At 59.4% G+C, this 19,589-nt stretch carries 19 protein-coding genes and 1 pseudogene; 18 read left to right on the forward strand and 2 right to left on the reverse strand.

The window, feature by feature from the left end; translation table 11 throughout:
* Positions 1–18: 18 nt before the first annotated feature.
* The 10 genes and pseudogenes from AC5P6A_RS16215 to AC5P6A_RS16260 form a co-directional block, all read left to right on the forward strand.
* Positions 19–825: a M48 family metallopeptidase gene (locus tag AC5P6A_RS16215; protein ID WP_019658801.1), complete on the forward strand. Its 807-nt coding sequence runs from the start codon at positions 19–21 to the stop codon at positions 823–825.
* A gap of 132 nt (positions 826–957) precedes the next feature.
* Positions 958–2,145, forward strand: a complete 1,188-nt coding sequence (locus AC5P6A_RS16220) for a tetratricopeptide repeat protein (RefSeq protein WP_021204595.1) — start codon at positions 958–960, stop codon at positions 2,143–2,145.
* Between the two features lie 143 nt (positions 2,146–2,288).
* Complete coding sequence (locus AC5P6A_RS16225; RefSeq protein ID WP_010487418.1) at positions 2,289–2,957, forward strand: energy transducer TonB; 669 nt, start codon at positions 2,289–2,291, stop codon at positions 2,955–2,957.
* 93 nt (positions 2,958–3,050) lie between these two features.
* Positions 3,051–3,812 carry a TonB-system energizer ExbB gene (exbB, locus tag AC5P6A_RS16230; RefSeq protein ID WP_004132614.1) on the forward strand — a complete coding sequence of 254 codons (762 nt, stop codon included), beginning with the start codon at positions 3,051–3,053 and terminating at the stop codon, positions 3,810–3,812.
* 62 nt (positions 3,813–3,874) lie between these two features.
* Positions 3,875–4,300: an ExbD/TolR family protein gene (locus tag AC5P6A_RS16235; RefSeq protein WP_005411739.1), complete on the forward strand. Its 426-nt coding sequence runs from the start codon at positions 3,875–3,877 to the stop codon at positions 4,298–4,300.
* Positions 4,301–4,303: 3 nt separating this feature from the next.
* Positions 4,304–4,717, forward strand: coding sequence for an ExbD/TolR family protein (locus AC5P6A_RS16240; RefSeq protein WP_005411740.1), 414 nt, complete (start codon positions 4,304–4,306; stop codon positions 4,715–4,717).
* 101 nt (positions 4,718–4,818) lie between these two features.
* Positions 4,819–6,279 carry a cardiolipin synthase gene (gene cls, locus AC5P6A_RS16245; RefSeq protein WP_026346894.1) on the forward strand — a complete coding sequence of 487 codons (1,461 nt, stop codon included), beginning with the start codon at positions 4,819–4,821 and terminating at the stop codon, positions 6,277–6,279.
* A gap of 40 nt (positions 6,280–6,319) precedes the next feature.
* Positions 6,320–6,589 carry a hypothetical protein gene (locus tag AC5P6A_RS16250; RefSeq protein WP_005411742.1) on the forward strand — a complete coding sequence of 90 codons (270 nt, stop codon included), beginning with the start codon at positions 6,320–6,322 and terminating at the stop codon, positions 6,587–6,589.
* A gap of 9 nt (positions 6,590–6,598) precedes the next feature.
* Entirely contained in the window at positions 6,599–7,342 is a 744-nt protein-coding gene (locus AC5P6A_RS16255) for a pyridoxine 5'-phosphate synthase (protein WP_134732014.1), read from the forward strand.
* Between the two features lie 144 nt (positions 7,343–7,486).
* Positions 7,487–7,717 (forward strand): annotated as a pseudogene (locus tag AC5P6A_RS16260) (radical SAM protein); the annotation flags it as partial.
* Between the two features lie 163 nt (positions 7,718–7,880).
* Here the strand turns inward: AC5P6A_RS16260 and AC5P6A_RS16265 are convergent.
* Entirely contained in the window at positions 7,881–8,105 is a 225-nt protein-coding gene (locus AC5P6A_RS16265; protein WP_049402920.1) for a helix-turn-helix domain-containing protein, read from the reverse strand.
* 80 nt (positions 8,106–8,185) lie between these two features.
* On the opposite strand from AC5P6A_RS16265, the gene AC5P6A_RS16270 reads away from it, so the two are divergent.
* From AC5P6A_RS16270 to AC5P6A_RS16300, 7 genes are all read left to right on the forward strand, one after another.
* Positions 8,186–8,521, forward strand: a complete 336-nt coding sequence (locus AC5P6A_RS16270; RefSeq protein WP_049402921.1) for a hypothetical protein — start codon at positions 8,186–8,188, stop codon at positions 8,519–8,521.
* A 150-nt stretch (positions 8,522–8,671) separates the two neighbouring features.
* Complete coding sequence (locus AC5P6A_RS16275) at positions 8,672–9,763, forward strand: PA0069 family radical SAM protein (protein WP_049402922.1); 1,092 nt, start codon at positions 8,672–8,674, stop codon at positions 9,761–9,763.
* 412 nt (positions 9,764–10,175) lie between these two features.
* Positions 10,176–10,850 carry a hypothetical protein gene (locus tag AC5P6A_RS16280; protein ID WP_235648164.1) on the forward strand — a complete coding sequence of 225 codons (675 nt, stop codon included), beginning with the start codon at positions 10,176–10,178 and terminating at the stop codon, positions 10,848–10,850.
* Positions 10,851–10,967: 117 nt separating this feature from the next.
* The gene (locus AC5P6A_RS16285; RefSeq protein WP_049402927.1) at positions 10,968–11,435 is read left to right on the forward strand and encodes an NIF family HAD-type phosphatase; all 468 of its coding nucleotides are present in this window, start codon (positions 10,968–10,970) and stop codon (positions 11,433–11,435) included.
* A gap of 629 nt (positions 11,436–12,064) precedes the next feature.
* Complete coding sequence (locus tag AC5P6A_RS16290; RefSeq protein WP_049402928.1) at positions 12,065–13,375, forward strand: tyrosine-type recombinase/integrase; 1,311 nt, start codon at positions 12,065–12,067, stop codon at positions 13,373–13,375.
* Positions 13,376–13,394: 19 nt separating this feature from the next.
* Positions 13,395–15,296 carry a hypothetical protein gene (locus AC5P6A_RS16295; RefSeq protein WP_235648163.1) on the forward strand — a complete coding sequence of 634 codons (1,902 nt, stop codon included), beginning with the start codon at positions 13,395–13,397 and terminating at the stop codon, positions 15,294–15,296.
* A 45-nt stretch (positions 15,297–15,341) separates the two neighbouring features.
* A complete protein-coding gene (locus AC5P6A_RS16300) occupies positions 15,342–17,408 on the forward strand; it encodes a hypothetical protein (RefSeq protein ID WP_049402929.1) in 2,067 nt (688 codons plus the stop codon).
* On the opposite strand, the gene AC5P6A_RS16305 is transcribed toward AC5P6A_RS16300, so the two are convergent.
* Positions 17,371–17,796 carry a hypothetical protein gene (locus AC5P6A_RS16305; RefSeq protein WP_143568370.1) on the reverse strand — a complete coding sequence of 142 codons (426 nt, stop codon included), beginning with the start codon at positions 17,794–17,796 and terminating at the stop codon, positions 17,371–17,373. The two genes, AC5P6A_RS16300 and AC5P6A_RS16305, sit on opposite strands and share 38 nt — an antisense overlap.
* 633 nt (positions 17,797–18,429) lie before the next feature.
* Between AC5P6A_RS16305 and AC5P6A_RS16310 the strand changes: the two genes are divergently transcribed.
* Positions 18,430–19,404, forward strand: coding sequence for a hypothetical protein (locus AC5P6A_RS16310; protein ID WP_049402932.1), 975 nt, complete (start codon positions 18,430–18,432; stop codon positions 19,402–19,404).
* Positions 19,405–19,589: the final 185 nt, after the last annotated feature.

Consider the following 19,589-nt stretch of genomic DNA (forward strand, 5'->3'; position numbering starts at 1 on the left):
GAACACGGGGGTGGACCCATGAAACAACTGCTGCTGGCCCTTGTCATAACCACCCTGGTCAGCGCCTGCGCGACCACGACCTCCCCTACCGGCCGCCGGCAGATGGTGGGCGGTGTGTCGCAGGCACAGCTGGACCAGCTCGGCGCACAGGCGTTCGCCGAAACCAAGCAGAAGGAAAAGATCAGCACCGACGGCCGCCAGAACGGTTATGTGCAGTGCGTGGTCAACGCTCTGGTCGCGCAGCTGCCGCCTCAATACCGTGGCGTACGGTGGGAGACGGCCGTGTTCGTCGACAAGGAGCCCAACGCCTTTGCCCTGCCCGGTGGCAAGGTTGGCGTGAACACCGGCATCTTCACCGTCGCCAAGAACCAGGATCAGCTGGCTGCCGTAATCGGCCATGAAATCGGGCATGTCATTGCCCGTCACCACGAAGAGCGCATCACCCGCCAGATGGGCGCACAGACCGGACTGGCCGTGCTCGGTGCGTTGGCCGGTGCGGCGTACGGTGAAGGTGCCGCCAGCACGGTCAACCAGCTTGGCGGAATGGGCGCGCAGGCGGCCTTCCTGCTGCCCGGCTCGCGCACCCAGGAGAGTGAGGCCGACGTAATCGGCCAGCGACTGATGGCCCAGGCCGGCTTCAACCCGGCGCAGGCGGTCGATTTGTGGCAGAACATGATGGCTGCCAGTGGTGGCCGCAGCCCGCAGTGGCTGTCCACCCACCCTGATCCCGCCAACCGCATCCAGGAACTGCGGCGCGATGCGCCGGGGCTGACGCCGGTCTACCAGCAGGCGCAGGCCGCCGGGCTGCGGCCAAAGTGCGGATGAGTGCGCAGTTCTATGCTGTATTGCAGCACATAAAACGATTTCTCACGCCATCTGTTTCTGATACGTTTGGCGGCTCAGATTTTTCTGACAGTCCGACTTTGCCGCTATCCGGCGGTTCGATCGAGGTGAACGATGATTTTCCGTAACCACAAAGCTGTGCTTTCCGTCCTCGTCGCGACCGCCCTGACCGGCGCCGTGGTCACTGATGCCTTCGCGCAATCCTCGCGTTCCTCCGAGCGTGGCAACCGCGGCGGCAAGCAGGCCAAGGCCGAAGCGCTGTACCCCAACGCGACCCGCCAGGAGCCGACCGTCAAGGCATCGGCCAAGCTGGGCAGCAAGCTTCAGAAAATGATTGACAGCTACAACAAGGAAAAGTTCCCGGAGACGCGCACGCAGGCCGACGCGATCCTGGCTGACAGCGCCGCGAACGAGTATGACAAGTCGCTGGCCGCGCAGCTGGCGTCGCAGGCTGCCTACCAGACCGACGATACCCCGGCTGCCATTGCCTACCTGAAGCAGGTCCTGCAGTTCAACGGCCTGGACAACAACGGCCACTTCCAGTCCATGCTGATGCTGGGCCAGTTGCAGCTGCAGGAAGACCAGACCGCCGAAGGCCTGGCGACCCTGGACAAGTACTTCGCCGAGAGCAAGTCGACCAAGCCGGAAGAGCTGATCGCCAAGGGCCAGGCGCTGTACCAGCTGGAGCGCTACCAGGAAGCGATCCCGGTGCTGAAGCAGGCCATCGCCGGTGCCACCGAACCGAAGGACAACTGGAACCAGCTGCTGATGGCGGCCCTCGCCGAAGCCGGCCAGTCCGGCGAAGCGGTGAAGGAAGCCGAGGCTCTGGCCGCCAAGAACCCGAACGACAAGAAGGCCCAGCTGAATCTGGCCAGCATGTACATGCAGGCCGACCAGATGGAAAAGGCCGCCGCGGTGATGGACAAGCTGCGCAGCAGCGGCCAGCTCACCGAAGAGCGCGAGTACAAGCAGCTGTACTCGATCTATGCCAACACCGAACACAAGGAAAAGGACGTCATCGCGGTCATCAACGAAGGGTTGCAGAAGGGCATCCTGAAGCCGGATTACCAGGTCTACCTGGCGCTGGCCCAGTCCTACTACTACTCCGACCAGGTGCCGCAGGCGATCGATGCGTGGCAGAAGGCTGCCCCGCTGTCCAAGGACGGTGAGACCTACCTGAACCTGGCACGCGTCCTGCATGCCGAAGGTCGTATCCCGGAGGCCAAGCAGGCCGCCCAGCAGGCGCTGGCGAAGGGTGTGAAGAACCAGGCTGATGCCAAGAAAATCATCAACCTGAAGTAAGTAGGAATAACGCCTGAATGCCTGCACAGTTGATGCGCAGGCGCTCAGGATTGGTATAAGCTTGGAGGTTCCTGCGGTGTCATGCACCGCTGATCAGGGATTCCGCCCCCGGCATCCCGGCCCCACTATTGAGCTCTTGGCGCATGACGGAACAACTAGTCGTTCACCGGTACGAACAACCCGATGACAAGGGGCTGAGCTGGCCTCGCATCGTCGGCATCGCGTTTGTAATTGCCCTGCATCTGGCCGCCTTCATGATGCTCCTCATTCCCGCCGTGGCTCCCAAGGCCGTTGCGGAGAAGGAGCGCAACGTCATGGTGACCATCGTCGACGCACCGCCGCCGCCGCCCCCGCCGCCGCCGCCGCCGCCGCCGACGGATACTCCACCGCCGCCGGTGAAGAATCTGTCGCCGCCGAAGCCGTCGCCGGTCCCGCCGCCGCCGCAGGCGCCGGTCGTGGACGTGCCGGAGCCGCGCCCGAACGACATCGTCACCCCGCCGTCGCCGCCGGCACCGCCGGCACCGCCGACCTCGATCGAGGCCAGCGTGGACATCTCGTCGAAGGCCATGAATCCGCCGCGCTACCCGCCGGCAGCCTTCCGCGCGGGTATCCAGGGCGAAGTGATCCTGATCATTGATGTCGATGCCAGCGGCAACGTCACCAATGTCACGGTGGAAAAGTCCAGCCGTAACCGCGACCTGGACCGTGCTGCGATGGAAGCGGCTCGCAAGTGGCGCTTCAACGCCGCTGAAGCAGGCGGTAAGAAGACGGCAGGTCGCGTTCGCGTTCCGGTCAACTTTGCGCTGAACTGATGCGCCCGGGTGGCCGCCGGCCACCCCCGCTCCCGGTTCGATTGTTTAGCTTAGCTACACCCTTTATCACCACACACAACAAAGGTAAGCGTCATGCTGCAGGAAATTTTCATCGCCGCTGCTGCCGGGGGCAATCCGTCCAACGCCCTGTCGCAGATGGGCTTCGAGCACCTGATCCACGAAATGACCACCAAGCCGGGTGATTTCGCGGTTTCCTGGGTCGTGCTGCTGACCCTGGTCGTCATGTCGGCCATGTCCTGGTACTGGACCGTCATCAACATCTTCCGTGCTACCCGCCTGAAGAGCGCCGCCGATCGCGTCGTCAGCCTGTTCTGGGACACCCCGAACGCGCAGGACGCCATCCGTGCGATGGAAGAACAGCCGGCTTCCGAGCCGTTCTCGAAGATCGCCCTGGACGCTGCCCAGGCGGCTGCCCACCACCAGCGCGCTGAAGGCGGCGCCACCGGCGGCGTGGGTGAGAACCTGAGCCGTTCGGAGTTCGTCGACCGCGCCCTGCGTCAGGCCGTGACCCGCGAAAGCAACAAGCTGCAGTCGGGCATGACCCTGCTGGCCACCGTCGGTGCAACCGCTCCGTTCGTCGGTCTGCTGGGTACCGTGTGGGGCATCTACGGCGCGCTGATCAAGATCGGTGCCACCGGCTCCGCTTCGATCGACGCCGTTGCCGGCCCGGTGGGTGAAGCGCTGATCATGACCGCGATCGGTCTGTTCGTCGCGATCCCGGCCGTGTTCGCCTTCAACTTCTTCAGCAAGATCAACAGCGCGACCATCAGCAAGTTCGATACCTTCGCGCACGACCTGCACGACTTCTTCGCCACCGGCTCGCGCGTCCGCTGATTGCGGCGCGCGTCACCCAGCGACGAACGTAAGTAGTCACCAAGATCTAGACGGAGCCCGTTATGGCTTTCAGTAGTGGTAACAGCGGCGGCCCCATGGCCGACATCAACGTTACGCCCCTCGTGGACGTGATGCTGGTGCTGCTGATCATCTTCATCATCACGGCGCCCCTGATGTCCCACAAGGTCAAGGTGGATCTGCCGGAAGCCAACCTGATCCAGAAGCCGGAAGACGCTGAAAAGCGTTCCGGACCGATCACCCTGGCAGTCAAGGAAGACGGCTCGATCTACTGGAACGACGAAGAAATCAACAAGCAGACTCTCGAGTCGCGCTTGGCGACCGCCGCCCAGCAGACCCCGCAGCCGCCGCTGAACCTGCGTGGTGACCGCACCACCAAGATGCGTGTCATCAACGACCTGACCAAGGTCGCGCAGGAGCAGGGCATGCTTGACGTCGGCTTCGTCGCGACCAAAGAAAAGGGGCAATAAGCCATGGCATTCAGTAGTGGTGGTGGCAAGGGCCCCATGGCAGACATCAACGTCACGCCCCTCGTGGACGTGATGCTGGTTCTGCTGATCATCTTCATCGTGACCGCGCCGATCATGACGTACCCGATCGCCGTGGACCTGCCGCAGCGCGTGCTCAACCCACCGCCGCAGCTGGTCGAACCGCCGCCGCCGATCGAACTGAAGATCGACGCCAGCAACCAGGTCTCGTGGAACAACAGCCCGATCAATACCAGTGAGCTGCAGCAGCGGATGGAGCAGGAGGTCCAGCGTGACCCGACCAACCAGCCGGAACTGCGCATCGACGCCAGCCCGGATTCCGAGTACGACGTGATGGCCAAGGTTCTGGCCGCTGCGAAGAACGCTCAGATGAAGAAGATCGGTTTTGTGCAGCAGTAATCGCTACACCGCAACACAACAGTCATGACGCGACTGCAGACGCCCCTGGAGACAGGGGCGTTTTTTTTATGCCTGCCGGCCTGGACCGCTATGATCGGCGGATGCTCGCCCTCTTCGACTCCCTGCGTCATTGGCTCGACGGCATCGCCCACCTTGGCTCGATCCTGGCGGTGGCCTACCTGCTGTACCTGCTCGCGCTGACCGGCTGGATCATGCTGCAGAAGCGTGAGCCGGTCGCCACGCTGAGCTGGATCCTGTCGTTGGCGCTGCTGCCCTACCTCGGCTTGTTCATCTACTACCTGCTGGGCCCGCAGAAGGTGAAGCGGCAGCGTCTGCGCCGTGGCCGCGCGCGGTCGGGCATGGAGCACTACAGCGACGTCTGCCCACCCGACGCCGACTGCACCGAGCTGGCCAAGATCGCCCAGGCCACGACCGGGCTTGCGCCGAGCAGCGCCACCGAAGTGACATGGCTGGTGGACGGCGCGGCGACCTACGCGGCGCTGCTTGAGGCCGTCGCACAGGCACGCGACCACGTGCATCTGGAGTACTACATCTTCAACCCGGACCATGCCGGCACCGCCCTGCGTGACGCGCTGGTGGAACGCGCACAGGCCGGCGTGCAGGTTCGCCTGCTGCTCGACGCCGTGGGCTCTTCCGCCCTGCCCCGCCGCTTCCTGCAGCCGCTGCTCGACGCCGGTGGTGAAGCGATCTGGTTCCACCCACGGCAGCTGCTGAAGCCGTTCAAGCGCCCCTGGTTGAACCTGCGTACCCATCGCAAGCTGGTGATCGTCGACGGCCGGCTGGCGTTCACCGGTGGCATCAACATCACCGACGACGAGGATGAAAGCCGCAGGGCGGATGCCTACCGCGACCTGCACATGCGCATCCGCGGCCATGTAGTGCGCAGCCTGCAGCTGGTATTTGCCGAGGACTGGCTCTACGCCAGCGGGCAGGATCCCTCGCGCATGGACATCGCCCGCCTGTGGCCAGCCGACATGCCGCTGCGCGGTGACGGTGCGATCAACGCCCAGGTGCTGGTCTCCGGCCCGGACTCGGGCTGGGAAACGATCCATCGCCTGCATGTGGCGGCGATCCAGGAAGCGCACGAGCGCGTGTGGCTGGTCACACCGTATTTCGTGCCGGGTGAAGCGGCGCGGATGGCGCTGACCTCGGCTGCACTCGGCGGCTTGGATGTGCGCTTGCTGGTACCGAAGATGAGCGATTCCTGGTTCGTGACCCAGGCCGCCCGCTCCTACTTCGATGAACTGTTGCACGCAGGGGTGAAGATCTACGAGTACGGCCCACGCATGCTGCATACCAAGGCCTTCATCGCCGATGATGATGTCTGCATCGTCGGCAGCGCCAACTTCGATCACCGCAGCTTCCGGCTCAACTTCGAGCTGTCGATGATGATCAGCGACCGTGACCGGGTGGCTGCCCTGGCCGAACTGCTGCAGGGCGAATTCGACCGTTCCACGCGGGTGCACGACCAGGCCGGCCGTTCGCTGTGGCTGCACCGCCTGCCCGAGGCCTTCGCCCGGCTGGCCTCGCCGCTGCTCTGACGCAGCGCTACACTGCGGCGATCATCCGGGGAGCCCGACTATGTACTGGTTGTACCTGCTGCTGGCGCTGGGCTGTTTCGCCTTCGCCCTGAAGACCCCCAGCGCCGCATTGATGACCCTGTGCCTGCTGGCCGCCCTCGCCTTCCTGCTGGCCTGGGTACGCGGACGCTATGTGGCCCGCTTCGGCGACCTTCAGCGGGACCCTGCCACCCTTGTCGATGCCGAGGAGCTGCGCCGCCTGCGCGAGCAGGCCCAGGCCCGCCGCAATGTCGACGCCAACGACCACGATCCGTCCCCTCTTTCCAAGTAGTTCCGTTCCATGACCCAGCTCAGCGTCAACGTCAACAAGATCGCCGTCCTGCGCAATTCGCGCGGCGGCGCCGAACCGGACGTGGTGCGCGCCGCCCAGGCCTGCCTGGATGCCGGTGCACATGGCATCACCGTGCACCCGCGGCCGGACCGCCGCCATATCACCGCCAAGGACGTGTTGGCGCTGTCCACGTTGACCCGTGCGCGTGGCGTGGAATTCAACATCGAAGGCAATCCATTCGCGCCGCCGCGCGAGGGCTACCCAGGCCTCCTGCCGCTGTGCGCGCAGACCCGCCCGGCGCAGGCGACGCTGGTGCCGGATGGCGATGGACAGATCACCTCCGACCATGGCTTCGACTTCGAGCGGGATGCCGAGCGGCTGCGACCACTGGTGGCCGAACTGAAGGCGATGGGCTGCCGGGTCAGCCTGTTCGTCGATGCTGGCAACCCACTGCTGGAGCAGGCGGCCGAAGTCGGTGCAGATCGTGTCGAGCTGTATACCGGCCCCTACGCCGAAGCGCACGCGGCTGGCGACGCTGCGGCGATGCTGGAACTGTTCGCCACTGCGGCGCGGCGGGCGCAGGCGGTGGGCTTGGGCGTCAACGCCGGCCACGACCTGTCGCAGGACAACCTGCGCGATTTCCTGGCCCACGTGCCGGACGTGCTGGAGGTGTCGATCGGCCATGCGCTGATCGGCGAGGCGCTGTATGACGGGCTGGATGCAACCGTGCGCGGGTACTTGGCGCTGCTTTGATGTATTGCAGCCGAGCGTAGGCTCGGCTCTACAAAAGGTATCCGTATCCACTGTAGAGCCGAGCCCACGCTCGGCTCAGACTTGCCCTGAACCCTTCAGGCAGCCGTCGCAGCCATTGAGACGGCTGCGGCGTAATCTGCCGCAATGGGTATCGCGATCAAGGGCCGAGGTTCCACGTCCCACCTTGCCGGGCGCTTTGAAAGCACCGTCAGCGAGGCGGTGGACGACGGCTGGGCGGTGGACGAGAGCGAGGAATTCCTCGCCCCGCGCCTGCGCACGGAAGTACGCGCCGAGACTGCACGCAGCATCATCAGCCGCAATACTTCGCCGGACGTCGGCTTCAGCCAATCGGTGAATCCGTACCGCGGTTGTGAGTGTTGTATCAATACCCCCTGATTGTTCATTGGGAAAATGGATATAGAACAATGGCTTAGGTTGGAATTAGTGAACACGTTGGCTTGACGGGAGAGCACGCGCGGCAACGGCCAGCTCGCCCCTCTTGGACGAGCTGGTCAACGCTCATTAGCTATGAAGAGAGTTAGAGCCCTGCGGCGCGTAGCAAGGCTGACATCGACGTGCCCAGACCGTCAGCCACGCGCTCCAAGGTAGCGAGAGTGACGTTCTTTTCGCCACGTTCGATTTTGCTGTAGTAGGCGCGGTGCATTTCGATGTGGTCAGCAAAGGCTTCCTGGCTGACACCCAGAGCAATACGATGCGAGCGGATCACATCTGCAAGTTTCGCTTGATTCGTATGCTCGACCATACGAAGCAGCTTGTGGTCCAAGTACTTTAAAGACTACGCCTCTAAAGGTAGTCTACTTATAAGTACCAATCGCCCGTCTCATGAACTTTTACCTCGTATGTCCGGACCTGGAGTTCACGCTTGAGCTTCCCTTCTCGCCCATGGGCAGTGAGCAAGTCGCAATGCAGGTGCGACGAATGCAGGAAGAGGAAGGTCAAGCCAGGGGTTTCGAACACCGCTTGGCAGAAGAGCTGTCGAAACTCATCCCGCAACTCACCGATTGGGACATCAAGCCGCCCACGGGTGCGCAGATGGCGTACGCGACTTCGCTCTGCGCTCAGCTGGGCATTCCCCTGCCTGCAGCAACACGTCGGTCGCGCGCATTGATGCAAACCTTCTTGGCCGAAGCCAAAGCGCTCCATGGCGAACGTAGCTGACAAGGGTCCTACAAAAGCAGGCTGTGGATAAGCTTGGGTAGAACCCTCTCACCAAACGCCCGAATGGCCTACAGCTAACTGAATTCCACGGTGTTGCGGTTGTTGTGGTTAGCAATAATACTAACAGCCCGACCTTCCCAAGTTGCTGCCATGGAACAGGATGCTCGAAAGGCCCAAGTTCCCCTCAAAGGTAGGGGGGCCGCATCGCGTGTCCCAAGCCGTTTCGATACCACTGAGACAGTAGGAGTCGACGATGGCTGGGAATCTGTCTACCACGAGATGGAGGACGCGCCGCGGTTGAGAACTCAGGTACAGGAAGAGCGAGCGCGCACAGTCATCAGCCGTAACTCATCCCCCGACGTAGGGTTTAGCGCGTCGGTCAACCCGTACCGCGGCTGCGAGCATGGGTGCGTCTACTGCTTTGCCCGCCCCTCCCATTCCTACTTGAGCCTCTCACCAGGCTTGGACTTCGAGACGCGCCTGTTTGCGAAGACAAATGCTCCGGAGCGGCTCAGAGCAGAAATTAGCAAGTCGAACTACAAGTGCGCACCGATTGCTCTCGGGATCAACACAGACGGCTATCAGCCGATTGAAAGGAACTACCAAATTACACGCCAATGCCTTGAGGTGCTTGCCGACGCAAAGCATCCGGTGAGCTTCGTCACCAAGAGTGCCTTGATCACCAAGGACATCGACCTGCTGGCGTCGATGGCCAAGGATCGGTTGGTTACGGTCTACTTTTCTGTCACCACGCTCGATAGGAAGCTATCGGCGAAGCTCGAACCACGAGCTGCTGCTCCCCACGCCCGGCTGCGAGCAATGAACCAACTGCACGAGGCGGGAGTGCCGGTAGGGGTTCTGATCGCGCCTGTCATCCCCATGATCACGGACCATGACCTAGAAGCTATCCTTCAGGCCGCTCACGAACACGGTGCCCGGGCCGCTGGCTACGTGCTTCTCCGGCTACCTAACGAGATCAAAGATATCTGGAGAGAATGGCTCGAGCTGCACTACCCTGATCGGGCCGCGCACGTGCTTAGCTTGATGCGACAGATGCATGGCGGGAAGGAGTACGACGCCAGCTTCGGCACCAGACTATCCGGAACCGGACCGGTGGCGGACTTGATCCGCAAGCGATTTGAAAAAAAGCATCGTGAGCTCGGTTTCACGAGGCTGCCTGCGCTCGCCACTCATCTGTTTCAACCTCCCCAGGAGAAGTCGCCACAAGGTCAACTTTTCTAACCAGACGGAAAGCGTGGTAGCAGCAGTTACGAGCGAAGGATCCAGTCGGAGCGGTGCTTACAGGGACAAGGAGTAACAGGCTCCCGAGTGCTGATACCATCTCCCCGAAACTGAACTAGCCCCTCCTGCGTAGTAAGCTCAGACGGCTCTCAAAACGTATTTGGTTATCCCGCTTCCTCATGACAAGGACTAGCGTATGCCCAAGCAAGTGAGAGGTTTATCAGTCTACCGAAGTACGATTGAGCGATTGCCACAATTTCGTCTCCTTAGCAGCCCACTCACAGAGGACCAGGCGGCGATGCTGGGATTTGACGGCGTTCCGCTAGCGGGTGCTTCCATTGTGCCAAGCGCAGAAGGACCCGCGACGTTCTTCAATGCCCGGGGCAAAGAGATCGTCAGAAAGGACCTTCCGATGATCACCAAGTCTCGATCGATCAACACGTCGTGGAAGGACTGGCACGGGCAAACCCACCACGGCACTCAGACGAGATCTTACGAAACCTATCCCCGGGAACACATTGCGCCACCTGGCGAATTCCTCACCGCCGTGGAGACAGACGGTGGTATCGCAATGGCTACGAGGATCATTGATCGGACGGAGCCAGAAGAGAGCATTGCAAATCTCCTCAACCTCTACCTGGAATGCTTCCCACACTTTGAAATCGTTGACCCGAGCCTTGCGGTGCCAGTCAGGGTCGAGAAGGTCAACTGGCGCATTCTTCCTCCTGGGAAGTTCCCGTTTGATCGAGCGATGCAGGTGCTGGATAACTATCTGGAGCAGCTTACCGAAAGCGATCGCGCAGCCGCTAAACAGCGCATCCGGACCATCACTCGTCACGAGCCAGACTTTATGGCAGTAGGACTAGGCGGTTTCAGTGAGTACATCGTCTTCGGGTTCACGCGAAAGAGTCGGTACGTGTTCGAGAGCCCGGAGACAGGCAACGCCACCTACATCTTCAGGAACGAATGGGAGGAGGTGTCTCAGCTCACCAAGCGCCAGATCCTCCAAGAGCAGCTACAGGAGGCCCGGATTATCCACACCTCTCGTTGGGCTATAGAAGTCTCAGAAGCAATCCAGCGAAAGTGAGTGGTCGCGGAATGCTCCAGGATGCGTAAACCGAACCAGCATAATTCGCTCTACGCAGTAGGCAGTCACCTAACGACACGATTACTCTGGGTCGAAAGATCCCAACAGGAACTCCTTATGAAGCCAAGCATCCTGGCGTTGGACCTCGAAGGTACGCTCATCTCGAACGCAGTCAGTCAGATCCCTCGCCCAGGCCTATATAGGTTCCTTGAGGATGTCCGATCTCAGTTCGAGGAACTTGTGCTGTTCACCACGGTTCCCGAAGCACTCGCCCGAAGCATTGCGGGACTGCTGGCTACGGAAGGCAGTGTACCGGTATGGTTTTCCGGACTTCGCTACATCCATTGGTGTGGAAAGACAAAGGATCTCTCCTATGTCTCCCCCCACTTGGGCGACGCCCTTCTGCTGGATGACCACGGCCCATACGTGCATGACGGCCAAGAGAGCCTATGGGTCGAGATACCGTTGTTTGGCTCTCCGTACTCGGCGGACGACGACGGGTTGCAGATCGCAACTGCACGCCTGACTGATCGCATCATGCAACTGGAGAGTGCATCCAACCCGGCCCGCAGGACCGAAGGCTAGCTTCAATGACAGCGTCGTCTCGATGGCGCTTCGCAAGAGCACACATGTACGGATGGTTCTCTTCCAAAAATGGAACAGATACGGACCACCATGCGAACAAGCCTCAAGTAGGTCTTCCATAGGGTTCGTCTTGGAGACGCCGGAGACGGCAATCGAGAGGCCGCTCTCAGTGGAGGTGCTGCAGGCCTTCTACGGCACCCCTATCTGCGCCGTCAGAAACTAATGTGGAAGCGCCGCACGCACACGTCGTTCCAGCCGATACGATTCGCCGAAGGATGCGCAGTAGCAGGCGCGTCGTCTCCGATCTGCTCATGCCAACTCACTGCCAGCGCGCTTCGGTAGCCATAGACCGCGTCCTATCGACTGCAGGGTCAAGCGGACCCCCAAGTTGGTAGCGAAAGCGAAAATCTCGAGTACGCGATGACCGAATCCGCTGGGCTTTTGCGCACTTCGCCCCCGCTAGAGTTTGGGCTGTCCTTCACATGAAGCGTACCAGAAGGCTCACGATCAGGCGTAAACCACTGAATCAATGACAGTAAAAAACAGATCTGATTCTCATTCCATTTGTTAATGTACCGTAAGGCTCACGCGCCAGAAAAATTTTCGCGTCCCTGATAGCTTTCGGCGCCATGGCCTACGACGTCGAAATCTGCACCGCGCATGCGATCACTTCACCAGCGACGGTGACAACGGGTGAGCAAGGCGTGCCCTTGCCCGAGGGCTTCTGCTTTCTAATCAGCAGGTCGGACGGATCACTCGTTCAGCCTGCTTTTGAGTTCTTTGCAGATTCTCATCTCACCATTGACCGGCATCCAAAGCTTGCATGCAGCAAGAATACGACGGCAGCAATAGCGGCTGACCTCACCGACTTCCATCACTTTTTGGACGCAAGGAAAAAGCGCGTCTCGGATGTAGACGAGCAGCTCCTCAAAGCCTACGCGGACACATTGACGGACCTGGACTCCGCGGTGACCCTCGAGAAATTTGCCGCCGCGACCATCCAGCGAAGATGGTCGACCGTGACTAAGCTAGTCGCCTTCTGTGTGAAACGGGGCTATCTAAGGAAGCCGCCAGCGCTGCTGAGCAAGCAGACAAAGCGAGGAACTGTTCAAGTTCTCGATGTTGACGTGAATCTGCCCGGGCTGAACGACGCTGACGAGCTCATTACTGCGCTGCATCCCGAGACGGTCGTAGGCGTTCTCGACGAACTAGGCCCTAAACCCGTGGTCGAAAGAAACGGTCTCGTTGAACTGGCGCTCGCGACCACGGCGCAGCGATTGATGGCTGAGCTGTGCTACCACGCCGGGTTGAGGCGGTCTGAAGTGTGCGATCTGCATGCGATCACCGTCCTTAAGACGCGCACCGAAGGGCGCGATCCGCTTTCCGCAGTTGCCATCCCAGTGGTCGGAAAGGGCAACAAGAAGCGCAATGTTCCCGTACCAGTTTGGCTACTAGAGGCGCTGAAATGCTATGCCAAGGGTACTCGGCAGGCCCTCATTGACCTCCGACTGCGGTACCGCAAGCTGGAGGATCACGGCGCACTATTCGTTCTCGACGTAAACGACCGCAGGCATGCGGGTAGTCCGATAACTCCCCAGACGTTCGATCGCCATTTTGCTCTCGCCAAAGACAGGTTGCTTAAGCGCCTTTCCAAAGAGCCCGACCTGGCGCGCTATGAATCAACGCAGCGAGAGCGGATAACCATCCACGCGCTTCGGCACACATTCGCCCTGTACACGTACATGGAGAAGCGCGCAAACGGCGACATGGATGCGATCAAGTATGTTCAGTCAGTATTAGGACACAGCCTCAGGGAGACGACCGAGTCCATCTACCTGAGAAGCGCGAATGCCTTCGAGAGCGAAACCAGGGAGTCCATCAGGCTGCACATTGAAGGTCAATCGTTTATGCAACTAGGCGTAGCGGGCGGATCGGCTTGAGCGCAGAGTTCCCCCCTTAATGGACGAGCATGACCTCACACGTAAACGACCAACCCACGCAGAAAGAATCGAACACGGAGGAGAGCAAAACGTGGCAGGAAGAAGGACCGCTCAACTCCGGCACGCCTTGGGAGATGAGGACAAGGTCAGCGCAACGAAGAAATGGGATGTACGCGAGACCGCTGATCGCCTGGAAGCGGCGTTCAGACGCGCCGGCGACCAACGCGACAACATCGTGAACCTCAGCCGGTGGAAGAGCATAGGTGCAGCGGCACCGATCTTCGCCGAAGCGTTCTGCAGAGCCCACAAAAATAGCAGAGAGACAAGTAGATCCTCTTCAGCTAACAACATGGTGAGTGGCCTGGGGCAGTACCTAGCCGCAACAAGAGTGGAGATAAACGGTCCAGATGACGTTCCGATGGACCTGGGCGAATCGTTTCTAACCTATCTGAAAGGAAAGGATGCCACGCACCCGATCACGCTCGCGGTGCAGACACAGCGTCACTACTACGGGACCTTCAAGAAGGTCGTCCTTGCGCTGCACGAGATGGACCCACGCTGGCAGGTGATCCGTATTCCCACAAAGCCGTTCGCAGGCCTGCCACGTAAGAGCAATCCTAAAGAGCTTGACCGTGCGGCTTGGGCCAACGTCATGAAGGCCGCTGTTGAAGAATGCATCTCGACAATGGATGAAGTATGGCCGCTTCTGGACAGGGTACACAGTGCTATTGCTAAGAAGAGTAAGGGCGACGCTGTATCGCTAAGCGACCCGGCGGAGGCGATTGCGCAGATCCTGGCAAACTTTGACGGTCACTTTCCTCGCCAAGCGGAGGTTCGCCAGCTCCCTGGGGTAGGAAAGATCAGTGAAAGTGAGTACTTCCGTCTGAGGAGACTTGCGCACCCCATCGGTGGTGATCTGATCCCATTCTTCCTGGTACTGGCCATGCACTCGGGGTTCAACGAGCAGCCACTTAGAACACTCACTCTGGATGGCATATCGGAGCACTACCCGCTTGGACGGAAACGAACGGTGATCAAGTCATCCAAGCACAGGGCTGGGGAGAGCGATCAGGGGGCACCACAGCGAGCGGCCTTCCCCGCCAGCGATCATCCGCTAGCCCCGGAAAGATTGATACGCTTCGTCATAGCTTGGACCAGACGAATCAGAGACTACGCTGATGGCGAGCTTGCCAATGACTTCTTCCTGCACGCAGTATCCGAAGGTGGGCGCCACAAGCGCCGAGGAATGCTCATCGATTCCTACTCATGCAGAACCGACGATGTAAACACGCGCGTGACCGGTTACATCACGCTGTTCTGCAAACGAAGGGGGCTCAAGTACTCCGGCTCACGCGCAAATAGGCTTGCGTTCTCTGAAGTGGTTGATGGACTGACCGACGGCGACGCCTTCGAGCTCCGAGCAATGCTGGGCCATCGGCTGCTGTCAACTGGTCAAGACAGCTATCAGACAACCACGATGCAGCGTCGGCAAAAGGAACAGATGGCAGGAGCCATGGCGGCCCAGGAGCGCTGGGTGACTTCAAATGGAAATATTGATACGCGCTCAACCCGGAGTGACCGTGAGCACACGGCAGCCACGCAGGGCTTCTGCTGCGCAGATCCATTCCAAAGTCCGCAACCGGGTCAGCGCCCGGGCAAACTCTGCACCAGCTATGGAGCTTGCCCTGCGTGCCCGCTCGCAGTAGCTGACTCAAACGAAGCCTACGCGCTCGCCCGCTTCCTCCAACTGCAGGAGCTATACGAAGAAGCTAGGGCAGAGCTTGGCAGCGAGATATGGCGGCGAAAGTTCGAGAACGCTTACCTAGCGATCCGCGACTCATGGATTCCCGCTGTGAGCACAAATGCGAATCGACAAGCAGCGGCGATGATCATGCTGACGTCGCTCCCCACACTTGAATAGTTCGGACCGCAGCGTTAGCAGAGCGTCCACTCTAGAGGTAAGGCTATGCCTGCAGTAAGAAAGATCAAATCAGCGCAGGCGGCAACCCTGCATCCTTCATTCCAGGTGGACTATGACAGTAATGTCTGGACGTTCGCTCAAACCACTGTCGGCCAACAGAGGGAGTTCGTCACCGTTGATTGGGCAATCCCGGTTGCGCGCGGGGAATTACTCACAGACTACAAACACAGGGGACTGCTGGATGAACTGAAGTGCTACCTTAAGACCTCCATCGTCGATGACACGGTACGCATGACGGTTGGATCTATCCCTTCTACCTACATGGGCGTGAGGGAGCTGGTGAAGTTCATGGGGGAGCGGGAAATCCGCACGCTTTTCGACATATCCACAGCTGTGAGTTGGGAGTATGTCGAAGGTCTCGAAGAGCAATACATCATGGCTGGAGGTGATGTCGGTCGAGATAGAGCGTGGACGCATTCCACTGCCTACAAGCTTATTCACCCACTTACACAGATCTACGAGCTCGCGGACAGCTTGCGCGCCAGAGGTGGACAAGCACCCTGCGAAGCACCGTTTGATGGAAGAAAGACCTATGACGTTGTGACCGGGCCGCTTGGGCTCGCTCGAACGGGTGGATTGCTGCCTATCCCGGACGAGATCTCGTTGCCAATCCTCACCTACGCATATGAATGGATCGAGCACGGCTCGGAAGATGTGATCAGACTTCAGGCTGAGATCATCCCGATGCTCATCGACGCAAGGAGCGCGAAGGGATCAAGACGAATCATATGTCTTCGTGAGATCAAACGGCACATCGAGGAGTTCCAGATGAGTCCGATCCCTGGGACACTAACGCCTTGGCATGAGCCGCTGCTCGCAACGGATCGGATTGATGACGCTGGGGACGAGCGCGAAATTAGCGGAACTCAGGCCCTCAGACGCCTAATCCTGATGACTCAAAGCGCATGTAGTACGTTGCTGCAGGCATGCACTGGGATTCGAGCTCATGAGCTGATAGGCCTATCCTTGGACCACGATCCGACGCTGCAGCACGGTGTGATCAAGTCAGTGACTTCTCTAGACGGACTGATGGAGGTCTTCTCCATCTGCGGCATTTCAGCCAAAAGGGAAGCGACTCGCCATGAGTGGACAGCCGGACTGCGTCCGTTGGGTACAAAGCACATGCCGATCGTTCTGAAGTCCATCGAAGTGTTGGTTCGGCTAATGGAGCCTTGGAGAGCTCTTTCTGGCAGCAGCACGCTGATGCTCAGCTTCTCCCACGCCAAGTCCCTTCCATCCGGTGCTGATGGAATTGGCCGAATGACAGCCAACCGAAACTCTCTCCTGCAGCGCGAGTTCGCCGTTGAGGCCCTCACTAAAAAGCGTGGAATCGAGATGACGCAAGCTATCTACGAGGTGAGATCCCTCCGCCCACAGCGATGGAGGATCACCTTTGCGCACTACGTCTTCCGATCCAAGCCGGAGCTTATGCCTGCACTTCGGACCCACTTCCGTCACATGAGCGAGCAGATCACGGATCAAGGGTACATCGGCAACGACGCAGCGCTGCTCGAGAATCTGGAAGGAGAGAGAGTCATGGAGACCTCCAGGTTCCTCGTTCAAATCACTCTTGGCAAGCCGATCGGGGGAGGACCGGCACAGCGGCTTCTCATGCAGCATGCCGAATCAATGGCCAAGGCACTGTCAATGATGGACGGGGAAACACTGATTGATAAGGCCGTAGCATACGTGAAGCTCACCGACCTGCGGATATGGACAGGGACGTACGCGAGTTGTCTGATCGATATGGTGCCTGATCGCTCCAGCTGCAATCCACACGCAAGCCTGCTCACCGTCCGCGCCTCGCCAGACTTCGGCGTACGATCGCCCGGCCTGTGTGCGGGGTGCAAGTGCTGCATCATCCTCCCAGAGCATCGGGACTTCTGGGAGGATCGACTTCTGAAGAATCAGGCCATTGTCCAAGCAGATCGGATCAACTCTAAAGACCAGCGATCAAAGATTGCCATGAGTCGTATCGTTCAGAGTCGAGCAGTTCTGAAGATGATATCCAAGGCTACCGGGGACGCCTCCGATCGTTCCGGCGGAAGTTGACAACATTGGCCGCTTCATCCCTGTTGGCACTTCTCTTCTGAAGCCGGGACACTGCGAGCTGAAGGGAAGCGTTGTGGATATTTGTCTTGTACAAAAGAGCCTTCAACCTTGCGTTCTCGGCTCTAAGCTTGGTGAGCTCTCCAGTCACTGAGCCGCGCTTCTCCTCCTCAGCTAGTTCTTGAATTTTGAGCCAGACATGCCCGAGTCGAGCGTGCCTTGATCCAAAGCTTCCTCTATTTACGCCCGCCTCCGCCGCGACCGAAGTTGGCGTGATGATCCGATGACCTGCGGCCATCTTTGCTTTCAGCAATTCATTCGTTGGGCGTCGCTTCACCAGACGGTCAAGAGCGGCCAACGCTTTGTCCTCTACTGAGTTGGGTCTGCTCATGCTGCTTTCCGATGATTCGTCGTAGCCAGTACATAGCCTACGCCAAATGCGCCGCCGAATCAGCTGGATGAATCCGTCATCTCAGGTTTTTCTGCAAACAGCGATTACCAAACTACAGAAGCTGATTAGGGCAGCGTTCGCTACTCTATCCTCTACGTTCTGTTTCGACTTGCAGAACACATCCTCTTGGATCCTACGTGAATCGCCCAGGGTTCCGTAGAAACCTCGCAGCCATAAACTATGGCTTAGGCGGAGGTGGTTATGAGCACGAAGGAGGCCTGGTGTCCAGGCCGCGCACAGTTGGTAGAACTAGTAGGAATGGACAAGGCTGGCTTTGACATTCTCTGGAACCTATGGTCACAGCATTCCCACATCCACCCCATTTCGTTCCTGCGCATGCAGCCAAATGGCCGAGGCACGGGCTTGGAATGCGATCCCGATCGCCTGTACTTGGCCGTTGCCATGTTGACCAGTGCCGGTATTCTAGAAGCAGCCACAGACAAGATCGTCGAGGTCTTCCCGGATGTGGCCGGCGAGCGGAAGGGGTTGGACTCGAAGTTCAGCCCTGGACGTAAACGCAATCGGCGAAGGTAGTCGGCAAAAGGAAACATAGCTCAAGGATAGGATACAGGAATGACCACTTCCGACATGGAGACGCGATTTCATACTTTCGCCTTAATGGTCGAAGGCGGGGAGGCGATCGATGATCTGCAGCTGGACACCCGCGGTGGCCAACGTGCGGACTACCTGTGGCGATCTCGATCCGTCATTGTTGAACTGAAAGTTCTGCAAGGGGACCCCCAGCACAAGATCAACAGCACATTCGAGACGTTGAGAAAGCGGGAAGACTTCCCAGTAATTCTTGGTCAGGCAGCTGCACACAAGGTGCTTACGCATCTTCCCGACGGGGATGAGCAACTGCGACGTCTCCGTCAAAAGTTCATGCGATCCGTGGAGGCCGCATTTCGAGACGCCAAGGGGCAGATCGCAAACACTAAGCGGCTTCTGGAGTTGGATGATGCTCTAGGCATCTTGGTCCTGCTGAATCACGATGTCGAGTCGTTGGATCCAATCGATGTGGGAAAGGAGATCAGTCGCCTCATGCAACAACGGCAAGGCGAGACCTGGGCGGTGGATGCCATTTGGCTGTTGTCCGAGGCTCATCTGATAGGCGGAGCGCAGCCATGCATCATCATTGAAAGCGATAGAGTTGACCGCTTCCCTTGGGCTGAGGCGTTCTTGTCCTCTCTCAACGCCCAGTGGGGAATCTTTAACAACAGCCCCATACTCACCTCGGACGCCAAGCACTTGACGGATCTGCCGATGAGGCGAAAGTCCGAGCAACGCACAGGAGCAATGACCAACGAGCAGCGCTGGCGGTCCAACTACCGTACTAATCCTTACCTAAGCGGGTTGGACGACGATGCTCTTCGGCTCTTTGGCGAGAAGGCCATTGCAGATCTTATGCCGTACTTCCTAGTGGGTGGCCCTAGGAAGCCGATGGCCGAATTAGAGCCGCTTTTGGCGCGGTGGACGCACTTCCTTGAAGAAGCCTCCGATCGTGGTTTTAACGCTCGCGGGATGGGCCTTCCTCGGGAACGGCCTTAACACTGGGCACTATGGACTATCAAAGGGATGATCGGAGTGGGGCATGAAGTCGGAGACTTGGATGATCTAACAGGTGTTTCAGGATCGGATGCAGTACAAGGGCTCGAAGGGTTGAGGTGTGTGTAGAAATACCATGGCCAACTTCTGGTAGAGGGATTGGCCAGCGTTCGCCTAGCTCGAGAAGC

The organism is Stenotrophomonas sp. YJH_SMC_20 (assembly GCF_059367845.1).

What these genes read in the sequence shown, in the direction of transcription:
- AC5P6A_RS16250 (WP_005411742.1), top strand. Translation starts at nt 6,320, where the DNA reads ATGTACTGGTTGTACCTGCTGCTGGCGCTGGGCTGTTTCGCCTTCGCC.
- AC5P6A_RS16280 (WP_235648164.1), top strand. Translation starts at nt 10,176, where the DNA reads ATGATCACCAAGTCTCGATCGATCAACACGTCGTGGAAGGACTGGCAC.
- AC5P6A_RS16290 (WP_049402928.1), top strand. Translation starts at nt 12,065, where the DNA reads ATGGCCTACGACGTCGAAATCTGCACCGCGCATGCGATCACTTCACCA.
- AC5P6A_RS16215 (WP_019658801.1), top strand. Translation starts at nt 19, where the DNA reads ATGAAACAACTGCTGCTGGCCCTTGTCATAACCACCCTGGTCAGCGCC.
- AC5P6A_RS16270 (WP_049402921.1), top strand. Translation starts at nt 8,186, where the DNA reads ATGAACTTTTACCTCGTATGTCCGGACCTGGAGTTCACGCTTGAGCTT.
- AC5P6A_RS16300 (WP_049402929.1), top strand. Translation starts at nt 15,342, where the DNA reads ATGCCTGCAGTAAGAAAGATCAAATCAGCGCAGGCGGCAACCCTGCAT.
- AC5P6A_RS16240 (WP_005411740.1), top strand. Translation starts at nt 4,304, where the DNA reads ATGGCATTCAGTAGTGGTGGTGGCAAGGGCCCCATGGCAGACATCAAC.
- AC5P6A_RS16305 (WP_143568370.1), bottom strand. Translation starts at nt 17,796, where the DNA reads ATGAGCAGACCCAACTCAGTAGAGGACAAAGCGTTGGCCGCTCTTGAC.
- AC5P6A_RS16235 (WP_005411739.1), top strand. Translation starts at nt 3,875, where the DNA reads ATGGCTTTCAGTAGTGGTAACAGCGGCGGCCCCATGGCCGACATCAAC.
- AC5P6A_RS16285 (WP_049402927.1), top strand. Translation starts at nt 10,968, where the DNA reads ATGAAGCCAAGCATCCTGGCGTTGGACCTCGAAGGTACGCTCATCTCG.
- AC5P6A_RS16225 (WP_010487418.1), top strand. Translation starts at nt 2,289, where the DNA reads ATGACGGAACAACTAGTCGTTCACCGGTACGAACAACCCGATGACAAG.
- AC5P6A_RS16310 (WP_049402932.1), top strand. Translation starts at nt 18,430, where the DNA reads ATGACCACTTCCGACATGGAGACGCGATTTCATACTTTCGCCTTAATG.
- AC5P6A_RS16255 (WP_134732014.1), top strand. Translation starts at nt 6,599, where the DNA reads ATGACCCAGCTCAGCGTCAACGTCAACAAGATCGCCGTCCTGCGCAAT.
- AC5P6A_RS16275 (WP_049402922.1), top strand. Translation starts at nt 8,672, where the DNA reads ATGGAACAGGATGCTCGAAAGGCCCAAGTTCCCCTCAAAGGTAGGGGG.
- AC5P6A_RS16295 (WP_235648163.1), top strand. Translation starts at nt 13,395, where the DNA reads ATGGACGAGCATGACCTCACACGTAAACGACCAACCCACGCAGAAAGA.
- cls (WP_026346894.1), top strand. Translation starts at nt 4,819, where the DNA reads ATGCTCGCCCTCTTCGACTCCCTGCGTCATTGGCTCGACGGCATCGCC.
- AC5P6A_RS16220 (WP_021204595.1), top strand. Translation starts at nt 958, where the DNA reads ATGATTTTCCGTAACCACAAAGCTGTGCTTTCCGTCCTCGTCGCGACC.
- exbB (WP_004132614.1), top strand. Translation starts at nt 3,051, where the DNA reads ATGCTGCAGGAAATTTTCATCGCCGCTGCTGCCGGGGGCAATCCGTCC.
- AC5P6A_RS16265 (WP_049402920.1), bottom strand. Translation starts at nt 8,105, where the DNA reads ATGGTCGAGCATACGAATCAAGCGAAACTTGCAGATGTGATCCGCTCG.